Origin of the sequence: Nocardiopsis rhodophaea, from assembly GCF_039530945.1 — a bacterium.
Lineage (GTDB): Bacteria > Actinomycetota > Actinomycetes > Streptosporangiales > Streptosporangiaceae > Nocardiopsis_C > Nocardiopsis_C rhodophaea.
Genome location: NZ_BAAAPC010000003.1, coordinates 151,002 through 169,613, shown reverse-complemented (window position 1 = coordinate 169,613; position 18,612 = coordinate 151,002). Strand labels below are relative to the sequence as shown.

Sequence of the window (18,612 nt, the reverse complement as noted above, 5' to 3'; positions counted from 1 at the left end):
GGGCGACGGCCACAAAAGGCGGCGGGGAGCCCCAATGCTCCCCGCCGCCCCAACTCCGCCACTGGTGGCGTCGTCTCCTAGGCGCTGGTGTCGGCCCTGGTCGACACGGCCCGCGGCGTCAGGCCTCGTTGGCGCAGGCCCAGACCTGCAGCCGCTCGACGCCCTCGGCGTCGACCAGCGGGACGTCGCCCTGCGACTCGAATCGGGAACCGATCGGCGGGACGCGGTAGATGTCGCCCACCATGCGGATCGGCGTCTCGTTGTGCAGGGTGCCCAGCGGCGTCTGGATGGTCAGGTAGAGCACCTGCTCACTGCGCAGCCCCTCCTCCAGCGTTCGACCCGCGGGAATGTCCACGGCGCCGACGATGGGCCGCGCGTCGGGCGCGCTCAGGGCGCCGCCCAGCACGGTGATCCGCTCGCCGGGCCACAGTTCCTTGCTGGTGCCCACCAGCTCGAAACGGATGATCTCCAGGTCCATCCGCATGCCCTCCCCGGATTCCACCAGGTCGTGCATGATGAATTCGGTCGGGCAGGCAGTCTCCATCATGACGCGCTCGGTCGAGCCGTCGGGAAGCCGCAGGCCGACTTCGGATCTGGCGTAGTCGAGCTGCAGCACGGTGTCGAATTGAATGTCCACCTGGGAGCGGGTGGTCGTCATATCGGTCGCCCCTTCTCGCTATCGGGAAATTGGGCAATTTCAGATTATGCGCAGACGGTGCGGAAACTCTTGGAACTATTTGCGCAGTTTCTGGCAGAGTTGGACCGAAGGATTTTCCGAGCCGCGCTCCCGGAAACCCAGCTCGCCGCAAACACGGTCGCTGAACGAACATATCCGTGCCGCCCGGGTGAGCCTCGCCTGCGGCCGATTGCTCCCTCGGGCTTCCGGGGCTCGGCCGGGGCGGACTGAGGAGGGCGGCCGCCGGAGAACGAGGGGGTGGCTGCGGTGTCGTGTCGGCGGGATCGATGTCTCCCGAGTCCGCGACCCTTCGACACCGCGATGAAGACGTTCACGCGGCCCCGCGATATCGCGGCGGGCCAGCTGGCCGCCGCCTACCGGGGTGGTTCGTTCGGACCAGATCCCGCGCATGGAGCGACGACGGCGCCCTGTGCCTTGGGCTTGCGGCGCTCTATCTACCTCGCGAGCATGTCGAAGCCGACCCTCGGTGCCGTGCCCGATTCGGGGCAGAAGGTCGTGATCGCCGTTCACCCCGCGTGCGTAGCGGCGGCGGACGAAAAAATTCACGCCGTCTCCGCGGGCCGGGGGCCGGTCACAGCAGTGGTGGCCCCTGGCCGGGCTCCTCCTGGTAGGAGTAGCGTTGCTCGGTCCACGGATCGGCGAGGTTGTGGTAGCCCCGCTCCTCCCAGAAGCCGCGGCGGTCGCGGGTCATGTACTCGATCGCGCGCACCCACTTCACGCTCTTCCACCCGTACAGGTGCGGCACCACCAGGCGTACCGGGAAGCCGTGCTCGGGGGTGAGGCGGACGCCGTCGCGGTGGGTCGCCAGCAGCACGTCGTGTGCGAGGAAGTCGTCCATGCGCAGGTTCGCGCTGTAGCCGTACTCCGCCCACACCATCACGTGGGTGACCGTCGGGTGCGGCGGGGCCAGCTCGACCAGGTGCGATGCGCGGACGCCGCGCCAGTGGACGCCGGGGATCGTGAATCGGGTCACACAGTGGAAGTCGGAGACGGCGTCGACCCGGGGCAGCTCGTCGAACTCCGGCCAGGACCACCGGTACTCGCCCAGCGACTCGGTGGCCCCGTACACGCGGAGATCCCAGCGCTGCGGGCGAAAGCGCGGCACCGGGCCATAGTGCAGGGCCTCGCGCGGGCCGGGCACGTACTGGCCGGGTGGCAGTCGACTCTCCGACAATCGATCTCCTTCACCTACCGTCTCCGCCATCCTCCCAAACCCGGATGACACGCGTGGAGTGAACCCCTCCGGCGTCCGTGGTCACGAGCGTGCGCTATAGTCACTGCCATGCAGCGGAAGTTTTGGCGCTTTTATGGCTACCGGCCCTTGGGTAGGACGGTCGCCCGCCTAGCGCTGCGCTAACACGGACGACTTCCAAAGCCCCGGGCCGGACGGCCCGGGGCTTTTTTGTATGTCCGCCGTCGCATCCGTACCGCCGAACACGCCCGAAGCAGGACCCCTCGAACCGCCAAAGGAACAAAGGCCCATGGTCATCGTGATGGCTCCGGACGCCACACCCGCCCATATCGAACACCTCGTCGACGTCGTCACCGCGGCGGGCGGTGAAGCCTATGTGACCCGCGGTGTCAGCCGCACCATCATCGGTCTGGTCGGCGACGTGCAGCAGTTCGAGACCCTTGACCTTCGCGCTATGCCGGGAGTGAGCGACGTTTTGCGGATTTCCGCGCCCTACAAGCTGGTCAGCCGAGAGAACCACGACAGCCGCTCGGTCGTGAGCGTGCGGGGGGTGCCGATCGGGGGTGAGCACATGACGCTCATCGCGGGACCGTGCGCCGTCGAGACGCCCGACCAGACCCTGGAAGCGGCGCTCATGGCCAAGGCGGCCGGTGCGGCGCTGCTGCGCGGTGGCGCATACAAGCCGCGGACCTCCCCCTACGCCTTCCAGGGGCTCGGCGAGGCCGGGCTGAAGATCCTCGCCGACGTGCGCGACGAGACCGGCCTGCCCATCGTCACCGAGGTCGTCGACGCCGGTGACGTGGAACTGGTGGCCTCCTACGCCGACATGCTGCAGATCGGCACCCGCAACATGCAGAACTTCGCCCTGCTGCAGGCCGCCGGTGAGGCGGGCAAGCCGGTGCTGCTCAAGCGGGGAATGAGCGCGACCATCGAGGAGTGGCTGATGGCCGCCGAGTACATCGCCCAGCGCGGCAACCTCGACATCGTGCTGTGCGAGCGCGGCATCCGCACCTTCGAGAAGGCCACCCGCAACACCCTGGACATCGCGGCCGTGCCGGTGGCGCAGAACCTCTCCCACCTGCCCGTGATCGTCGACCCGTCGCACTCCGGAGGCAAGCGCGACCTGGTGCTCCCGCTGTCCCGCGCGGCGATGGCGGCCGGTGCCGACGGCGTCATCGTCGACGTCCACCCGTCCCCGGAGACCGCGCTGTGCGACGGCCCGCAGGCCCTGGTCGGCGACGACATCCACGAGTTGGCCGACGCCGTGTCGAGCATGTCGGAGCTGCTCGGCCGCGCCCTGGCCACCGCCCCGGAGCCGGAGCGGGAGGCACAGGCGGTCGGCGTCTGAACCGAGCGCACGCGAGGGCCCGCGGCCAGACGCGGGTCCTCGTCGCCTCGGCCAGCGGCGAAAGGCCGATGGCCGCGGGCCGCTAGACCTGGGCCATCTCCTCGCCGAGGAAGCTCGGCCGGTGCAGCTGAGCGGTCGTCACCAGGTGCTCGGCCAGCTCCTCGGCGTCCAGTCGCTTCTCGATCTGGCGCAGATCGGCGACCTTCGCGGCGGTCTCGACCTGGCGCGGGGTGAGGAGCGTGCAGCAGTCCTCGTCCGGCAGCTCGGAAATGGTCAGTGTGCCGATGCGGCGCGCCTGGTCCATGATCTCGGTCTTGTCCATGCCGATCAGCGGGCGCAGGATCGGCAGGTCCACGGCGTCGTCGAGCGCGGTGATATTAGTCATCGTCTGGCTGGCGACCTGCCCGAGCGCGTCGCCGGTGATGAGGGCCTGGGCGCCCAGGTCGTCGGCGAGCGCCTCGGCCGTCTTCAGCATCAGCCGACGCTGCGCCACGATCTGCAGCCGCTCGATGCCCGAGGTCTTGAGCTGCTGCTGCGCCTTGCCGAAGGGCACGACGAACAGCCGCGACCCGACCTGGTACCGGTCGAGCTGGCGCACCAGGCTGTAGGCCTTGTAGATGGACTCCGGGCCGGTGAACGGCATGCCGGAGAAGTGCAGGAAGTCGACCTTCAGGCCGCGGCGCATCATCCGGTGGGCCGCGACGGGGGAGTCGATGCCCCCGGACATCAGCACCAGTCCGCGCCCGCTCATGCCCACCGGCAGGCCGCCCTGGCCGGGGATGCCGTCGGTGTAGACGAACACCTCGTCGCGGTCGACCTCGATATGGACGGTGTTGTCGGGCCGCTTGAGGTTGACCGGGAGCCCGTGGGCCGCCTTGATTTTGGCGCCGAGATACCCCGCGAGCTCGGAGGAGGTCATCGGGAAGCGCTTGTCGCGGCGGCGCGCCTTGACCGCGAACGAGCCGGTGCGGTCGGCCATGGAGCGTACAGCGAGGTCGACCACGGTGTCGAGGTTTTTGGCGACGCGGCGCACTAGGTGCACCCAGACGATCCCCATGACGTCGCTCATCCGCTCGGCCAGCTCGCGGACCCGCGCGTCGTCGGCGCCGGGCATGCGGATGATGATGACGCCGGCCCCCCGCTGGGTCACCTTCAGCTCGCCGAGCCCGCGCGCGGCCGAGCGGATGTTGTTGTGCAGTCGGCGTTCGAAGAGCCTCCGATTGCTGCCCTTGAGCACGATCTCGCCGAGCTTCATCAGCACGCACAGCTCGCCGACTCCCGACCCGGACTGGGTCGGGACCGTGGCGTCCACGCCTTCTCGCGCGTCGATCGCGGCGGAGTCGGACGTAACGGCCATGACGTGGTCTCCAAGGTGTGTGGAACAGCGGGTGGTCGAGTGGTGGAATCCGGGGCCCCGCGCCTGGCGGCACCCGTTCCAGTATCGAACATTCCGGCGACCGGTCGGTACGGCGCGGTAGGCCGGTTCCGCACACCGGACGGCCCCGCCTCCCGGTGCAGGGCGGGGCCGTCCGCATGGCCTAGCCGAAGAAGACCTCGGCCTCCATGTATCGCTCCACGGGCACGGTCTTGAGCTCCTCGGTGGCCGCGGCCAGACCCACGCGCACGATGTCGGTTCCCTGCAGGGCGACCATCTTTCCGTAGTCCTTGTCGTGGACGGCGTCGATCGCGTGGACACCGAGGCGGGTGGCGAGCACGCGGTCGAAAGCGGAGGGCGTGCCACCGCGCTGCACGTGGCCCAGGACGACCGAGCGGGACTCCTTGCCGGTGCGCTTCTCGATCTCGGCGGCGAGGCGCTGACCGATGCCGCCCAGGCGGACGTGGCCGAAGGCGTCGAGCTCCCCGGCGCTGAGTTCCATGTCACCATCCTGGGGGTGGGCGCCCTCGGCGACGACGACGATCGGCGCGTAGTCGGTCTTGAACCGGCTCTCCACGTAGGCGATGACGTCGTCGATGGCGAAGGGGCGCTCGGGGATCAGGATCACGTTGGCCCCGGCGGCCATGCCCGAGTGCAGCGCGATCCACCCGGCGTGGCGGCCCATGACCTCCACGACCAGCGCGCGGTGGTGGGACTCGGCGGTGGTGTGCAGCCGGTCGATCGCCTCCATGGCGATATTCACAGCGGTGTCGAAGCCGAACGTGTAGTCGGTGGCGTTGAGGTCGTTGTCGATCGTCTTGGGCACACCGACGACGTTGACGTCGTGGTCGTGCAGCTGGCGCGCCACGCCGAGGGTGTCCTCGCCGCCGATCGCGATCAGCGCGTCGACTCCGAGCCCGGCGAGGTTGTCCTTGACCCGCTCCACGCCGTTCTCGACCTTCATCAGGTTGGTGCGCGAGGATCCCAGGATCGTTCCGCCGCGCGGCAGGATGCCCCGCACGGCCGCCCGGTCCAGCGTCATGACATCGCCTTCGAGGGGCCCGCGCCAGCCGTCGCGGAAGCCCACGAACTCGTATCCGTAGTGCTTGATGCCCTTGCGTACCACCGCCCGGATCACCGCGTTCAGTCCCGGGCAGTCGCCACCGCCGGTCAGAACCCCGACTCGCATGGGTGTACTCCTCGCTCTCGGATTCGGTTGTAGGTTACGAACGATAAAGACCGGCGTCTCCGGTTCTCCATTGGACTCTTGACCGTGGGGGCCACCCCCGTCAGCTTGATGCGCTGGGTGTGACCGATGTCACGGGCGGCGGTCGACTGGGGGTTGGAAAACTGTCACCCATGGGTAAGTCCCACGAGTGATGACGAGGCGGGGACGGTAAGGTCGGTCCGCATAATTCATATGGTCTAGACCATAGTTGCCAGAACCGATGGAGGCCACCCCAATGTCCGTGCTCACCATCGACGCCGGGACGACCGGCGTCACCGCCCTCGTGGTCGGTGTAGACGGCACCGTCCTGGCCCGCGGATACCAGGAGTTCGCCCAGCATTTCCCGCACACGGGCTGGGTCGAGCACGTACCCGAGGAGATCTGGCAGGCGACCCTCGCGGCCTGTCAGAGCGCGCTCGACGCCACCTCGGAGGCGCCGACCTGCATCGGCATCACCAACCAGCGGGAGACCGCCGTCCTGTGGCACCGCAAGCGGGGCAGCTCCCCGCGGCGGGCGATCGTGTGGCAGGACCGCCGCACCGCCGGGATCTGCACCGAGCTGCGCGACGCCGGGCACGAGGACCGCGTAACCGAGATCACCGGGCTGCGGCTGGACCCTTACTTCACCGGCACCAAGCTGACCTGGATCAAGCGCAACGATCCGCGCGGCTGGAGCGGGGTGGAGTCCGGTGAGACCGTCATCGGCACCGTCGACTCCTACATCATCGCGCGGCTGACCGGCGGGGCGCGGCACTGCACGGACGCCTCCAACGCCTCCCGCACGCTCCTTTACGACATCCGGGCCGGCCGCTGGTCGGAGGAGATGTGCGACCTGTTCGGCGTCCCGATGTCGGCCCTGCCCGAGGTGGTGCCCTCCTACGGCGTCGTGGGTGAGTCGGTGCCCGACGACTTCCTGGGCCTGCGGCTGCCCATCGCCGGTATCGCCGGTGACCAGCAGGCCGCGATGTTCGGGCAGAACTGCTATGACCCCGGCCACTCCAAGTGCACCTACGGCACCGGGTCGTTCATCCTCGTCAACACCGGCCAGGAGGCGATCGCCCCGCGGCACGGCCTGCTCAGCACGGTGCTGTGGCAGCACCCCGACGGGAAGCTCGACTACGCGCTGGAGGGGTCGATCTTCGTGACCGGTGCGGCCGTGCAGTGGCTGCGCGACGGCCTGGGGATGATCGACACCGCCCGGCAGACCGAGGCCCTGGCGCGCACCGTCAGCGACTCGGGCGGGGTGGTGTTCGTCCCGGCGCTGACCGGCCTGGGTGCGCCGGACTGGGACCCCCACGCGCGCGGTTCGATCTTCGGCATCACCCGCGGCACCGGCCGCGCGCACATCGCGCGGGCAACCCTGGACGCCATCGCCTTCGAGGTCCGCGACGTCGTGGAGGCCATGGCCCGCGCCTCCGGCACCCAGTTGCCCGAACTGCGCGTGGACGGCGGTGCCTCGGACAACAACCTCCTCTGCCAGATCCAGGCGGACCAGCTCGGCGCGCCCGTGGCCCGGCCGCAGGTGCAGGAGACCACGGCCCTGGGCGCCGCCTTCCTGGCCGGGCTGGGGACCGGTGTGTGGAAGTCCACCGATGAGCTCAAAGACACATGGAAGCTCGACCGCAGGTTCGACCCGGGGACGTCCGACGAGGCGGGCTACCGCCGCTGGCGCGTCGCCGTGGAGCGCTCTAAGGGCTGGGCCGACCTCGCCTAGGGCGGTGCCGCCGGGTCGGCCCGAACGCGGTACGGCCCGGCGATGGCGCTACGTGTCGTCGTCCAGCCCCTGGTCGATGGCGTAGCGGACCAGCTCGACGCGGTTGTGCAGCTGCAACTTGTTGAGGGTGTTCTGCACGTGGTTCTGCACGGTGCGGTGGGACACGGATAGCCGGGCCGCGATCTGCTTGTAGCCGAGACCCTTGGCGACGAGGCGCAGCACCTCGGTCTCGCGGGGCGTCAGCCGGGGCGCTTCGGAGTCGGCCGCCGGCCGCGGCGCCGCGGCCAGCCTCCGGTACTCGCCGAGGACCAGCCCGGCCAGTCCGGGTGTGAACACCGCCTCGCCCGCGTGGACGCGGCGCACCGCGGCGATGAGCTCCTCCCGGCGCGCCGACTTCACCAGGTAGCCGGTGGCCCCGGCCTTCACCGCCTCCAGGACGTCGGCGTGCTCGCCGCTGGCCGACAGGATCAGGACGCGGGGCGGCTCGCCGGAGTCCAGCAGCTGCCGGGTGACCTCGACGCCCGACATGTCGGGGAGCTGCAGGTCGACCACGGCCACGGTGGGCCGGGTGGCCGGAACCAACCGCACGGCCGTGGCGCCGTCGCCCGCGGTGGCCACGACCTCCAGTCCCGCCTCGGAGAGGTCGCGGGCGACCGCGTCGCGCCACATCGGATGGTCGTCGACGACCATCACCCGGATCGGGTCACCGGACATACGGCGACTTCCGCCAAAACCCCCGCACGGCCCCCGACGACGGCAACGTGCACACCGGGCGGGTGGCGGATCGCGCCTCAGTCGTCATCGCGGTCGCCTCGCGGCTCCCTGGGGGCGAAGGGGCTCGTGATCAGCTCGATCTCGGTGCCCTTCTCCGCCGTTCCGGTGGGCGTGTAGGAGTCGACGCGGTTGGCCCCCAGGATGCGGGTCACCTCCACCTTGAAGCCGAGTTTTTCCAGCTTCTTCTTGGCCTGCTTCACCTTCATCCCGCGGACGTCGGGGATCTCGATCTGCTCCTTGCCGGAGGAGACGGTGATGGTGACGGTGTCGCCCGCCCCGGCGATCGTCCCCGCATCCGGCGACTGCTTGATGACCTCACCCTTGGGGATGTCGTCGCTGGGCTGGGTCTCGACCTTCACCTCAAGGCCCTTGTCGTCGAGTTCGGCGCGGGCGGCGTCCTCGACCAAGCCCACCACCTTGGGGACGTCGAATCCCTTGCTGACCGTGAGCGTGACGGTCTCCTCACGGTCGGCGTCCGCCCCCTCCTCCGGGTCGACGGCCAGCACGGTGCCCGGAGGCTGGTCGTAGGAGTCCTTCTGCTCCACATCGACGTCGCCGAACCCGGCGTCCTCCAGCGCCTTCTTCGCGTTCGCCTCGGTGTCGCCGACGACCGAGGGCATCTCGACGGTCTGCGGCCCCTTGGAAAGGGACACCGTGACGGTTCCTTCGCGCAGGATGTTGCTCCCCACCTCGGGGGAGGTTTCGGCGATCTTGCCCTCGTCGGCCTTGGTGCTGTACACGGGGTCGTCGGAGACCTCGATCTGCAGGCCGAGAGCGCGCAGGTCGTCCGTGGCCGCGTTCTGGTCCTTGCCGATGATGTTCGGGACGGTCTCATAGCGTCCGTCCAGCACCCACCACCCGGCGCCGAGCAGTACCAACGCGAGCACAGCCGCGGTGGCGACCAGGAGGTACTTCTTCTTGCCGGGCCCGCGGCGGCCGTCGTCATCGTCGTCGCCATAGCCGCCGTAGCCACCCGAACCGAGCTCGACCCGGACCGTGTCGTTGCCGCCGGGCACCGGGGCGGTGCCGTTTCGCCGCGCAGGTCCACCGGCGGACGGCTGCCCGGTGTCGATCACCGCGGTCTCGGCGAACGCGGGCGCGCCGCCGTTGTGCACCCGCAGCACAGCGGAGAGGAACTGGCCCGCGTCGCCCGGACGGTAGCGCGGATCGCGCTCGGTGGCCTTGGTGACCAGGGCGTCGATCTCCGGCGGGATACCCGGGATCGCGGCTGAGGGGCGCGGCACGTCCTGGTTGACGTGCTGGTAGGCGACGGCGATGGGGGTCTCGCCGGTGTGCGGCTGGGCGCCGGTGAGCAGCTCGTAGAGCATGATCCCGGCGGCGTAGACGTCGGTGCGGGTGTCGGAGCTCCCGCGCTCGATCTGCTCTGGGGCGATGTAGGCGGCGGTGCCCATGAGCGTGCCGGTCTTCGTCATGCCCTGGTGGGCGGATTCCACGGCGCGTGCCAGTCCGAAGTCGGCGACCTTGGCGCGGCCGTCGGCGGTCAGCAGGACGTTCTCCGGCTTGATGTCGCGGTGGACCAGCCCGGCCCGGTGCGCGGCTCCGAGAGCGCCCAGCACCTGGGACATCACCTGCAGCGCCTCGTCGGGGGCGAGCCGGCCGCGCTCCTCCAGGAGGTCGCGCAGCGTGCGGCCGGGCACGTACTCCATGGCCAAGAACACATGGCCCTGGTCGGTGCCCTGGTCGAACACCTGCACCACGTTGGGGTGGGAGAGCTTCGCCACAGAGTGCGCCTCGTTGATGAACCGGCGCACGAACTGGGGGTCCTGGGCGAGGGAGGGGTGCATGACCTTGAGGGCCACGCGCCGGTCGAGGCGCTGGTCATGTGCGATGTAGACGGTGGCCATGCCACCGCCCGCGATACGCGACTCGACGAAGTAGCGACGGTCGAGTGTCGCGCCTACAAGCGGGTCCGCAGTCGTCATGTCCACGAAGGTGAGTTTACGGGTGATCCGGGCGGGGCAGGCGAAGCTTGCGTAGAGCGTCGTGACATCGTAATAGCCCAACGAGGGTGGAAACGGGCGCGAGGGTGGGATTCACCACGGCCCGCCCGGTGTGAACCAGGCGGGCAGGGGGAGGCGACGCGACGCGTCAGTCTACGGCAGGAGAGGAAGCCTGGGCGTAGCGGCGCACCGGGATCCGACCGGCCAGTCGGGCGCCGCGTCCGGCCGCGATGGCGTCGCGCATCGCCGCGGCCATACGCACCGGGTCCTGGGCGCGGGTGACGGCCGTCGCGAGCATGACGGCGTCACACCCCAGCTCCATGGCGAGCGCCGCCTCACTGGCGGTACCGATACCGGCGTCGATTACCACCGGCACCCCCGCCTGCTCCACGATGAGCTCGATGTTGTGCGGGTTGCGGATGCCCAGGCCCGAGCCGATCGGCGCACCCAGCGGCATTACGGCGGCGCAGCCTAACCCCTCCAGCCGCCGCGCGAGCACCGGATCGTCGTTGGTGTAGGGCAGCACCACGAACCCGTCGTCGACCAGTCGCTCCGCCGCGTCCAGCAGCTCGACCGGGTCGGGCAGCAGGGTGCGCTCGTCGGCCACGACCTCCAGCTTGATCCAGTTCGTCCCCAGTGCCTCGCGGGCCATACGGGCGGTGCGCAGCGCGTCCATCGCGGTGTAGCAGCCAGCGGTGTTGGGCAGCGGACGGATGCCGTTGCGGCGCAGCACGTCCCACACCGACCCCTCGGCTCCGGCGGCGACCTTGCGCATCGCGACGGTCGTCAGCTCGGTTCCCGAGGCGATCAGCGCCTCCTGGAGAACCTTCAGCGACGGCGCGCCGCCGGTTCCGGCGATGAGGCGGGAACCGAACGTCTCCCCGGCGATGACCAAGGGGTCGTCGGCCGGGGCGGGGAGGTCACCGGGGCGTCTGGGACACGCGGTTCCGGTGGTGCCAGTGGGACCACGGTCGTCCTTCGCGGTCGGGGTGGAGGTACCCGGGGCCATCGGGTGTCCGGACGTCATCGGTCAGCCTCCCTGCACAGCGGTGAGCACGTCCACGCGGTCGTTCTCGGCGACGAACGTCGCCGACCAGGTGGCCTTCGGTACGACCTCGTCATTGACCGCCACGGCGATTCCATCGTGCGCCGCGGTCAGGGAGCGCACGACGTCGGCCACCGTACTGCGTGGGGCCAGATCGCGGGGTTCGCCATTGATGATCACGTTCACGGGTGATCTCCCTCGTGATGTACGACGCCGTTCGACGTCTCCAGCGGAATCTTCTACTCCGGAGTGCCCGCGGGCCCGCGCGGTCGGCGCCTCGCGGGCGAGGGTCAGGAGCGCGTTTCAGGGCCGGCGCGTCGCGGCGAAGCGGCGCGCGTAGTCCGGCAGCTCTCCGGTGGTCAGCGCCTCGGCCATGACGTCGCCGGTGGCGGGGGTGAACAGGACGCCGTGGCGGAAGTGCCCGGCGGCCAGGTGCAGTCCGGGCAGGCGGGTCGGGCCGAGCAGGGGTTCGTTGTCGGGGGCGGCCGGGCGCAGCCCCACGCAGGTCTCGGCGATCTCCAGCTCGCTGATGCCCGGCACCAGCTCGTGGCCGTCGCGCAGCAGCTCCCACACGCCGCCGGCGGTGAGCCGGGTGTCGTCGCCCATCTCCTCCTGCGTCGCACCCAGGACGATCTCCCCGTTAGCGCGCGGCACGAGGTAGACGGGGGAACCCTTGACCAGGCCGCGTACGGTGCGGGAGACGATGGGCGGCTCGCCGGGTGGCATCCGCAGCCGCAGCAGCTGGCCCTTGACCGGACGCAGGGCGGGGACCACGCCCTCCGGAAGCCCGCCGATGTCGGCCGTCCGCACACCGGCGGCCAGCACGACCTGGTCGGCGCCCAGCTCTTCCCCGGTCTCCAGCACGACGCCGCGGGCGCGATCGGCGGACACCAGTACCGAGCTGACCCGGCCGTCCACGACGCGCGCGCCGCGGCCCTCCGCGGCGGCGCGCAGGGCCGCCATCAGAGCGCGCGGGTCCACGGAGTGGTCGTCGGCGACGTGGACGCCGCCGCGTACCGCCGGGGCGAGCATCGGCTCCAGGCGGCGGCACTCGCGTCCGGTGAGCCGCTCGGACTTCAGCCCGAGACGGGTCTGCAGTTCGCCGAGCTCGGTCAGTTTGGCGAGGTCGTCGGTGTCGAACGCGATCTGCAGGGTGCCCGACGCCCGGTACGCCGTGGGCTGCCCGCTCTCGTCCTCCAGTTCGGCGACGAAGGCGGGATAGCGGTCGCGGGACAGGGCGCCGAACCGCATCAGCGGCTCCTCGCCGAACATGGCCTCGGTGGCCGGGGTGAGCATGCCCGCCGCGACGGCCGAGGCGGGAACGGGGCGAGAACGCCCCACGATGGTCGTCCGCAGACCGCGCTGGGCGGCACGCCACGCGGTGACCAGGCCGATCAGGCCGTCACCCACGACGATGACATCAGAGGCGGATTCGGGGTGACTGCGCACAGCCATGCCTCCACTCCCTTCGCCGGTATGACCCGGATCAGGTTCATGCGGTCGGAGGCTCACAGCCTCCCTCTCAGCCGGGTCCCACCCGGCTCCCGCGGGGTATCTCGCGTCTTCACCGCCCATCTTAGGGCGTTTTCCTCCGGTGCGGCCGACGGCGGCGACTACGCCTTGAGCGATACGGGCCGAGAGCTGGTTTGCGCCCGGCGAAACTGTGGGAGATTGGCTGCGTGACACAGAACGACCACGACATCGAAGCCCTCGTCGGCGAATGGATGACCCTGAAGGAAGCCGCTCAGGCGCTGAACGTCAGCCCGAACCGCGTCAAGCAGTTCATCGGCGACCACAAGCTCCTCGGGATCCGGAGGGGCGGTGAGGTCGCGATTCCCGCCGCCTTCATCGCGGGCGGCGACATCGTCAAGGGCCTGCCGGGCACGCTCACCCTGCTCGCTGACGCCGGCTTCACCGACACCGAAGCGCTGAACTGGATGTTCACCCCGGACGACACGCTTCCCGGGGCACCCATCGAGGCGCTGGCCGCTAACCGCGGCACCGAGGTGCGCCGCCGCGCCCAGGCCATGGCGTTCTAGGGCCTGTAACGACGTAGCCGGACGGGTCCCCGGGCCGCCGGCCCGGGACCGGCCCCGACGCGGCACCCGACGCGATCGAAGCCGCTGACCGGCGCGCCCGGACACCCCGGCCGCGCCGGTCGCGGTCGCGCTGCGGAAAAGGAGCGGGGTGTGCGGCGTGCGCGCCCCCCGGACCGGCGCCGGCAGGGGGCGCATTACCCTGGCCGGGTGACTGAGAGCCCGCGCGAACGCCTGTCAACGGCCCGCCTCTACCTGTGCACCGACGCCCGCACCGAGCAGGGCGACCTCGCCGCCTTCCTCGACGCGGCGCTGTCCGGCGGCGTCGACATCGTCCAGCTGCGCGACAAGACCCTGGAAGCCCGCGACGAGCTGGCCGCGCTGGAGGTCATGCGCGAGGCCTGCGAGCGCCACGGCGCGCTGCTCGCCGTCAACGACCGCGCCGACATCGCCCACGCCGCCCGCGCCGATGTCCTCCACCTCGGCCAGAACGACCTCCCGGTGCCCTACGCGCGCGACATTATCGGAGACGGCCCGCTGATCGGCCGCTCCAACAACAACCTGCGGATGGCCACCGCGTCGGCCACCGAAGAGGGCGTCGACTACTTCTGTGTCGGCCCGACCTGGCCCACGCCCACCAAACCCGGCCGCCCCGCTGCGGGCCTGTCGCTCGTCCACGAGATCGCCGCCCTGCGGTCCCAGCGTCCCTGGTTCGCCATCGGCGGCATCGACCTGGCCAACCTCGATGAGGTCCTGGAAGCGGGCGCGACCCGCGTGGTCGTCGTCCGCGCCATCACCCAGGCCGACGACCCGCACGCCGCCGCTGTCGAATTCAAGCGACGGCTGTCCGCGGCCGACTGAGCCATGGGCCGTGCGCACGCGGCCGCCCTTCCCCCTCCGCCCGACGCGCGCCGGGTGGCCGGCCTCTTCAGTCGCCCGTCCGGCCCACCTTAGGCGTAGACGTGGTTCAGGGCGCTGGGGTGGGTGCGCAGAAAGCCTTCGATGGACTGGGCGGGGTGACCGGCCAGCCGGGGGACGGTCGCGGAGACGACATCCATCTCCCCGCTGGCGATCGCGGCGTAGGAGCTGGCCCACCCCTCGATCTCCCACTCGGCGGCGCCCGTGGGGCGGCGCGAGGCCAGGGCTTCCTCCCAGGTCTCGGGGACGTAGCGCACGGTCTTGCCCGTCAGCGCCGTCAGGCGCGCCGCGGTCTCGCCCAGGGTGACCGCCTCGGGGCCGGTGACGTCGTAGGTCGCGCCGTCGTGGGCGGACCCCTCGGTGAGGACGGCGACGGCGACGTCGGCGATGTCGTCCCGGGAGACCCAGGCGACGCGTCCCTGTCCGGCGGGGCCGCGGACGACGCCCGAGTCGTCCGCCCAGTACGGGAGCACATCCAGGTAGAAGCTGGGCCGCAGGAAGGTGTGCGCGACGCCGGTGGAGCGGATGTGGGCCTCGGTGTAGAAGTGGTCCCGGGCGAACGTGAAGGTCGCCGCCGGGGCCGCGGACAGGAAGGACAGGTAGACGATCCTGGTCACACCCGCGGCGACGGCGGCGTCGACCGCGCTGATGTGCTGGTCCACGCGGTCGGCGGACTCGGTCGCCGAGACCAGGAACAGGGTGTCGGCCCCTTTGGCCGCGCGCTCGAAGGCGGGCATGTCCTCGTAGGGTGCCATCGCCGCGCTGGCGCCGGGCAGCTCCGGTGCGCGGTTGAGGTCGCGGACGATGAGTCGCTGGGGAATCCCCCGCCGGGCCAGGCGTGCGGCCACGCGGCCGCCCAGTCCTCCGGTGGCGCCGGTGATGCCGATGGTGTGCGTTATTGCCTGATCGTCACCCATGGCTCCCTATTCTCACCTGATGCCCGTTCCGGCGCACCCGCGGCGCGCCGATCAGAACATCACGCGCGAAGGGCGGTGTCCGCGGATGAGGTGCCGTCCTCACCTCACCCGCGGGCACCGCCCATCGCCGCGATCGTTTTTCGTCCACGTGTGGTGTGCCCGGACGATCGGTGATGTGGCCGCCGGTGCCCTGCCGTGATTGGGCTCGGATCCGACTCAAACAGGCTTTTCCTCCCCCGTCGATCCGTCATGGGGAGGATTCGGCCTCATCCCTCAGGTGGGGAGGGGTCATGTGCGCCGCGGGGCGAGCGAGGGCCCAACGGTGTCGCGGTGGCGGTCCGGCGGGTGCCGGTGTCAGTGTTTGCGGGCCGTGGCGGCGACGATCAGGTCGGCCAGCGCAGCGCGGGCCTCTTCGGCGATCTCGGGGCTCTCCACGGCCTCTGTCGCCTGCGCCACGTAGCCGTCGATGCGGCGCTCGCAGGCCTCCAACGCGCCGCACTCCGTGGCGAGGGCGCGCATCCACTCGACCGTCTCCGGGGTCAGGTGCGGGTCGCCCACGTGGCGGCGGAACTCGGCGGCGTCGGCCGGGGCGGCGCGCTCAAGGGTCTCGGCGACCAGCAGGGTGCGCTTGCCCTCGCGGAGGTCGTCGCCCGCGGGCTTGCCGGTCTCCTCCGGGTCGCCGAACACGCCCAGCAGGTCGTCGCGCAGCTGGAAGGCGACGCCCAGCGCGATCCCGTAGGCGCTGTAGACCCCGGCGAGCTCCGCGGAACGTCCGGCCAGTGCGGCGCCCATGTGCAGCGGGCGTTCGATCGTGTACTTGGCGGCCTTGTAGCGCATGACGCGCAGCGATGCCTCGACGCTTTCCGACCCGCGCACCTGCTCCAGCATGTCGAGGTACTGCCCGGCCATCACCTCGGTGCGCATCTCGTCGAACGGCCGGCGCCCCGCCCGCAGCGCCTCCAGCGGCAGCGCGCTGCCCTGGAACATCTCATCGCTCCACGCCAGGCACAGGTCGCCGATCAGGATCGCGGCGCCCTGGCCGAACCCCGTGGCGGTGCCGCTCCAGCCGGAGCCCCGGTGCAGCGCCTCCAGGCGTTTGTGCGTGGCCGGCAGACCTCGGCGGGTGTCGCTGTTGTCGATGACGTCGTCGTGGATCAGGGCGCACGCCTGGAGGAACTCCAGCGACGCCGCGGCCGTGTAGATCCCCGGGACCTCGGTGCCGCCGGCGCCGCGCCAGCCCCAGTAGCAGAAGGCCGGGCGCAGCCGCTTGCCGCCCGCCAGCATGGCCTCCAGCGCCTCCATCACCGGCGCCAGCTCTGTGCCGATCTCCAGCAGCTGGGCGCGGCGGCGCCCGGTGAAGGCCGCGATCTCGGCGTCCACGGCCGCGCGCACGCAAGAGATGGGGGATGAGGAAGTGGAGGTCATGAGGGCAGGTTATCCGCTGTCCACGCCGGCTCCCGCACCGCATGGGCACGGCCTGCCCCCTCACCCCACCGGGAGTGTGGCCTAAGGTGGATCACATGCTTGGCACAGTGACACGCTCCGGTACAGCGCCGCGCCCTGCTCCGCGCCCGCGCGACATCCGCGACCTGCTCAACGCCGGCGAACCGACCTTCTCGTTCGAGTTCTTCCCCCCGAAAACCCCCGAGGGCCAGCGCAAACTCTGGCGGGTCATTCGCGAGATCGAGGCCTTGGCCCCCTCTTTCATATCCGTGACCTACGGCGCGGGCGGCGGCACCCGCGACCGTACGGTCGAGATCACCGAGCGCGTGGCGACCGACACCACGCTGCTCCCGGTCGCGCACATGACCGCCGTGAACCACTCGGTGCGCGAGCTTCGTCACCTCATCGGCCGCTTCGCCGACGTCGGCGTGAGGAACATGCTGGCTCTGCGCGGGGACCCGCCCGGCGATCCGCTGGGGGAGTGGGTCAAGCACCCCGAGGGCCTGATGTACGCCGACGAACTGGTGCGGCTCCTCAAGGAAACCGGCGACTTCAGCGTGGGGGTCGCCGCCTTCCCCTACAAGCACCCGCGCTCGCCCGACATCGAGTCCGACGTGAAGTACTTCGTCCGCAAGTGCCAGGCGGGGGCCGACTACGCGATCACCCAGATGTTCTTCGAGGCCGACGACTACCTGCGGTTGCGTGACCGGGTGGCGGCCAAGGGCTGTGACGTGCCGATCATCCCCGAGATCATGCCGGTGGTGAAGCTCTCCACGATCGAGCGCTCCGAGCAGCTGTCGGGCGCGCCGTTCCCGCGTCACCTGGCCGCGGAGTTCGAGAAGGTGGGCGACGACAAGGACGCCGTGCGCCGCCTCGGGATCGAGCAGGCGCAGCGGCTGTGCGAGCGGCTGCTGAACGAGGGCGCCCCGGGCATCCACTTCATCACCTTCAACCAGTCCACCGCCACACGCGAGATCTACCGCGAGATCGCGCCGCACCGCGTTCCCGCAGGGGGAGACGCGCGGCCATGATCGTGAAGGGCTGCTGCGGGCTGCCGGGGAACCGGAAGTCCGCCAGCACATCGACAAAGCCGCAGGACGTGTAGAGGCCCCGGGCGACCGTGGGGCCGCTGTGGGTCGACAGGACGGCGGTGCGCTCGGTGCGCGCCGCCGTCAGTCGGCTCAGGAGCCGTCGCCCGATGCCCTGCCCCTGGTGCTCGGGGCGCACGTGGACCTCGGCGATCTCGAAGGAGTCGCGGAACCAGCGCCGCTCAGCGGAGGCGTCGCGGGCACGCAGCGCCTGGGTGACGACATCGTGCCACCACTGGCCCCGCTGGCCGTGGAACCCGTAGGCGAAGCCGACGGCGTTGCCCGCGGCGTCGACGGCGGCGACCGACTGGAAGCCGGGGTTGCGGGAGTGCTGCTCCATGATGACCCTGCGCCCGGCGAGCTGGTCCTGCGGCGGGTCCATGGCGGCCGCGTAGATCTCCATCAGCGCGGGCAGCGCGTGGACGAAGGCGGGAGCGGCCAGGTCCCACAGCTCGGTGTCGGTCTGCACAGCGCCACCCTACGCCCTGCCCAAATTGCGGTCGCGGCGGCGATATCCCCACGGTCGACGACGCGGGGCGGCGGGCGTGCGTCCGCGGCGACACGTCCCCCGGGACCTGCCGCTTCTTGACTGAGGGGGCCGGGTGCGGTTAACTGGAGCTCGTTCGAACTTCTGTTCGAAACGCGCGGGCTCCGAGTCTTCCTCGGACTCGTGCCCGACCGCCGTCCCCCCTTGGTGTTCGGGCACGGGGAGAGCGGCCGGGCGGGGGAGGGGAAGCCCCTGTGCCCGGCCGCTCTTCTTGTGTTCGTGTGCCCGTGTTTCCCCTCGCTCCCCCGCACCTCTGCGCCGCGGCCGCGCGCGGCACCCTCCTCGGCGCGATGTTCCTGATGGCTACCAGCGCCATCGGCCCCGGATTC

Annotated in this window: 17 protein-coding genes and 1 riboswitch; of the genes, 5 read left to right on the top strand and 12 right to left on the bottom strand. The window is 70.7% G+C overall.

The genetic code is table 11. The features are described 5' to 3' along the window. Positions 1–118: 118 nt before the first annotated feature. Positions 119–658 carry a hypothetical protein gene (locus ABD259_RS04415; RefSeq protein WP_344104478.1) on the bottom strand — a complete coding sequence of 180 codons (540 nt, stop codon included), beginning with the start codon at positions 656–658 and terminating at the stop codon, positions 119–121. Positions 659–1,268: 610 nt separating this feature from the next. After that, complete coding sequence (locus ABD259_RS04410) at positions 1,269–1,871, bottom strand: molybdopterin-dependent oxidoreductase (RefSeq protein ID WP_344104476.1); 603 nt, start codon at positions 1,869–1,871, stop codon at positions 1,269–1,271. A 307-nt stretch (positions 1,872–2,178) separates the two neighbouring features. Here ABD259_RS04410 and aroF point away from each other — a divergent pair, with 307 nt between their 5' ends. Beyond that, positions 2,179–3,237 (top strand): 3-deoxy-7-phosphoheptulonate synthase, encoded by a 1,059-nt coding sequence (gene aroF, locus ABD259_RS04405; protein WP_344160331.1) that lies wholly within the window; start codon positions 2,179–2,181, stop codon positions 3,235–3,237. 82 nt (positions 3,238–3,319) lie between these two features. On the opposite strand, the gene thiI is transcribed toward aroF, so the two are convergent. Both thiI and ABD259_RS04395 read right to left on the bottom strand, forming a co-directional pair. Continuing rightward, positions 3,320–4,594 carry a tRNA uracil 4-sulfurtransferase ThiI gene (gene thiI / locus ABD259_RS04400; RefSeq protein WP_344160328.1) on the bottom strand — a complete coding sequence of 425 codons (1,275 nt, stop codon included), beginning with the start codon at positions 4,592–4,594 and terminating at the stop codon, positions 3,320–3,322. 181 nt (positions 4,595–4,775) lie between these two features. Continuing rightward, the gene (locus ABD259_RS04395) at positions 4,776–5,801 is read right to left on the bottom strand and encodes a 6-phosphofructokinase (protein ID WP_344160324.1); all 1,026 of its coding nucleotides are present in this window, start codon (positions 5,799–5,801) and stop codon (positions 4,776–4,778) included. A 274-nt stretch (positions 5,802–6,075) separates the two neighbouring features. Between ABD259_RS04395 and glpK the strand changes: the two genes are divergently transcribed. Continuing rightward, positions 6,076–7,554, top strand: coding sequence for a glycerol kinase GlpK (glpK, locus tag ABD259_RS04390; RefSeq protein ID WP_344104466.1), 1,479 nt, complete (start codon positions 6,076–6,078; stop codon positions 7,552–7,554). Positions 7,555–7,602: 48 nt separating this feature from the next. Here the strand turns inward: glpK and ABD259_RS04385 are convergent, their stop codons facing one another. The 5 genes from ABD259_RS04385 to thiO form a co-directional block, all read right to left on the bottom strand. Beyond that, positions 7,603–8,268, bottom strand: coding sequence for a response regulator (locus tag ABD259_RS04385; protein ID WP_344160321.1), 666 nt, complete (start codon positions 8,266–8,268; stop codon positions 7,603–7,605). A 77-nt stretch (positions 8,269–8,345) separates the two neighbouring features. Then, the gene (gene pknB, locus ABD259_RS04380) at positions 8,346–10,277 is read right to left on the bottom strand and encodes a Stk1 family PASTA domain-containing Ser/Thr kinase (protein WP_344160318.1); all 1,932 of its coding nucleotides are present in this window, start codon (positions 10,275–10,277) and stop codon (positions 8,346–8,348) included. Positions 10,278–10,437: 160 nt separating this feature from the next. Beyond that, entirely contained in the window at positions 10,438–11,316 is an 879-nt protein-coding gene (locus ABD259_RS04375) for a thiazole synthase (protein WP_344104459.1), read from the bottom strand. Between the two features lie 3 nt (positions 11,317–11,319). After that, the gene (thiS, locus tag ABD259_RS04370; RefSeq protein ID WP_344104457.1) at positions 11,320–11,520 is read right to left on the bottom strand and encodes a sulfur carrier protein ThiS; all 201 of its coding nucleotides are present in this window, start codon (positions 11,518–11,520) and stop codon (positions 11,320–11,322) included. A 117-nt stretch (positions 11,521–11,637) separates the two neighbouring features. Then, positions 11,638–12,789 carry a glycine oxidase ThiO gene (gene thiO / locus ABD259_RS04365; RefSeq protein ID WP_344104454.1) on the bottom strand — a complete coding sequence of 384 codons (1,152 nt, stop codon included), beginning with the start codon at positions 12,787–12,789 and terminating at the stop codon, positions 11,638–11,640. Beyond that, positions 12,781–12,892: riboswitch (TPP riboswitch) on the bottom strand. (Overlaps the previous gene by 9 nt.) A 121-nt stretch (positions 12,893–13,013) precedes the next feature. Between thiO and ABD259_RS04360 the strand changes: the two genes are divergently transcribed. Continuing rightward, positions 13,014–13,373, top strand: coding sequence for an Rv2175c family DNA-binding protein (locus ABD259_RS04360; protein WP_344104450.1), 360 nt, complete (start codon positions 13,014–13,016; stop codon positions 13,371–13,373). Positions 13,374–13,580: 207 nt separating this feature from the next. After that, positions 13,581–14,231, top strand: coding sequence for a thiamine phosphate synthase (thiE, locus tag ABD259_RS04355; RefSeq protein ID WP_344104448.1), 651 nt, complete (start codon positions 13,581–13,583; stop codon positions 14,229–14,231). Positions 14,232–14,320: 89 nt separating this feature from the next. On the opposite strand, the gene ABD259_RS04350 is transcribed toward thiE, so the two are convergent. Together ABD259_RS04350 and ABD259_RS04345 are read right to left on the bottom strand one after the other, a co-directional pair. Further along, positions 14,321–15,205 carry an SDR family oxidoreductase gene (locus ABD259_RS04350; RefSeq protein WP_344104446.1) on the bottom strand — a complete coding sequence of 295 codons (885 nt, stop codon included), beginning with the start codon at positions 15,203–15,205 and terminating at the stop codon, positions 14,321–14,323. Positions 15,206–15,559: 354 nt separating this feature from the next. Next, positions 15,560–16,630: a polyprenyl synthetase family protein gene (locus ABD259_RS04345; RefSeq protein WP_344104444.1), complete on the bottom strand. Its 1,071-nt coding sequence runs from the start codon at positions 16,628–16,630 to the stop codon at positions 15,560–15,562. Between the two features lie 95 nt (positions 16,631–16,725). On the opposite strand from ABD259_RS04345, the gene metF reads away from it, so the two are divergent. Then, entirely contained in the window at positions 16,726–17,679 is a 954-nt protein-coding gene (metF, locus tag ABD259_RS04340; protein ID WP_344104442.1) for a methylenetetrahydrofolate reductase [NAD(P)H], read from the top strand. Here metF and ABD259_RS04335 read toward each other — a convergent pair. After that, positions 17,597–18,205 carry a GNAT family N-acetyltransferase gene (locus ABD259_RS04335; RefSeq protein ID WP_344104440.1) on the bottom strand — a complete coding sequence of 203 codons (609 nt, stop codon included), beginning with the start codon at positions 18,203–18,205 and terminating at the stop codon, positions 17,597–17,599. The two genes, metF and ABD259_RS04335, sit on opposite strands and share 83 nt — an antisense overlap. Positions 18,206–18,612: the final 407 nt, after the last annotated feature.

Coding starts and splice junctions, on each gene's coding strand:
- ABD259_RS04350 (WP_344104446.1), bottom strand. CDS start 15,205: ATGGGTGACGATCAGGCAATAACGCACACCATCGGCATCACCGGCGCC.
- ABD259_RS04385 (WP_344160321.1), bottom strand. CDS start 8,268: ATGTCCGGTGACCCGATCCGGGTGATGGTCGTCGACGACCATCCGATG.
- ABD259_RS04395 (WP_344160324.1), bottom strand. CDS start 5,801: ATGCGAGTCGGGGTTCTGACCGGCGGTGGCGACTGCCCGGGACTGAAC.
- aroF (WP_344160331.1), top strand. CDS start 2,179: ATGGTCATCGTGATGGCTCCGGACGCCACACCCGCCCATATCGAACAC.
- metF (WP_344104442.1), top strand. CDS start 16,726: ATGCTTGGCACAGTGACACGCTCCGGTACAGCGCCGCGCCCTGCTCCG.
- ABD259_RS04375 (WP_344104459.1), bottom strand. CDS start 11,316: ATGACGTCCGGACACCCGATGGCCCCGGGTACCTCCACCCCGACCGCG.
- ABD259_RS04345 (WP_344104444.1), bottom strand. CDS start 16,630: ATGACCTCCACTTCCTCATCCCCCATCTCTTGCGTGCGCGCGGCCGTG.
- ABD259_RS04415 (WP_344104478.1), bottom strand. CDS start 658: ATGACGACCACCCGCTCCCAGGTGGACATTCAATTCGACACCGTGCTG.
- thiI (WP_344160328.1), bottom strand. CDS start 4,594: ATGGCCGTTACGTCCGACTCCGCCGCGATCGACGCGCGAGAAGGCGTG.
- thiO (WP_344104454.1), bottom strand. CDS start 12,789: ATGGCTGTGCGCAGTCACCCCGAATCCGCCTCTGATGTCATCGTCGTG.
- glpK (WP_344104466.1), top strand. CDS start 6,076: ATGTCCGTGCTCACCATCGACGCCGGGACGACCGGCGTCACCGCCCTC.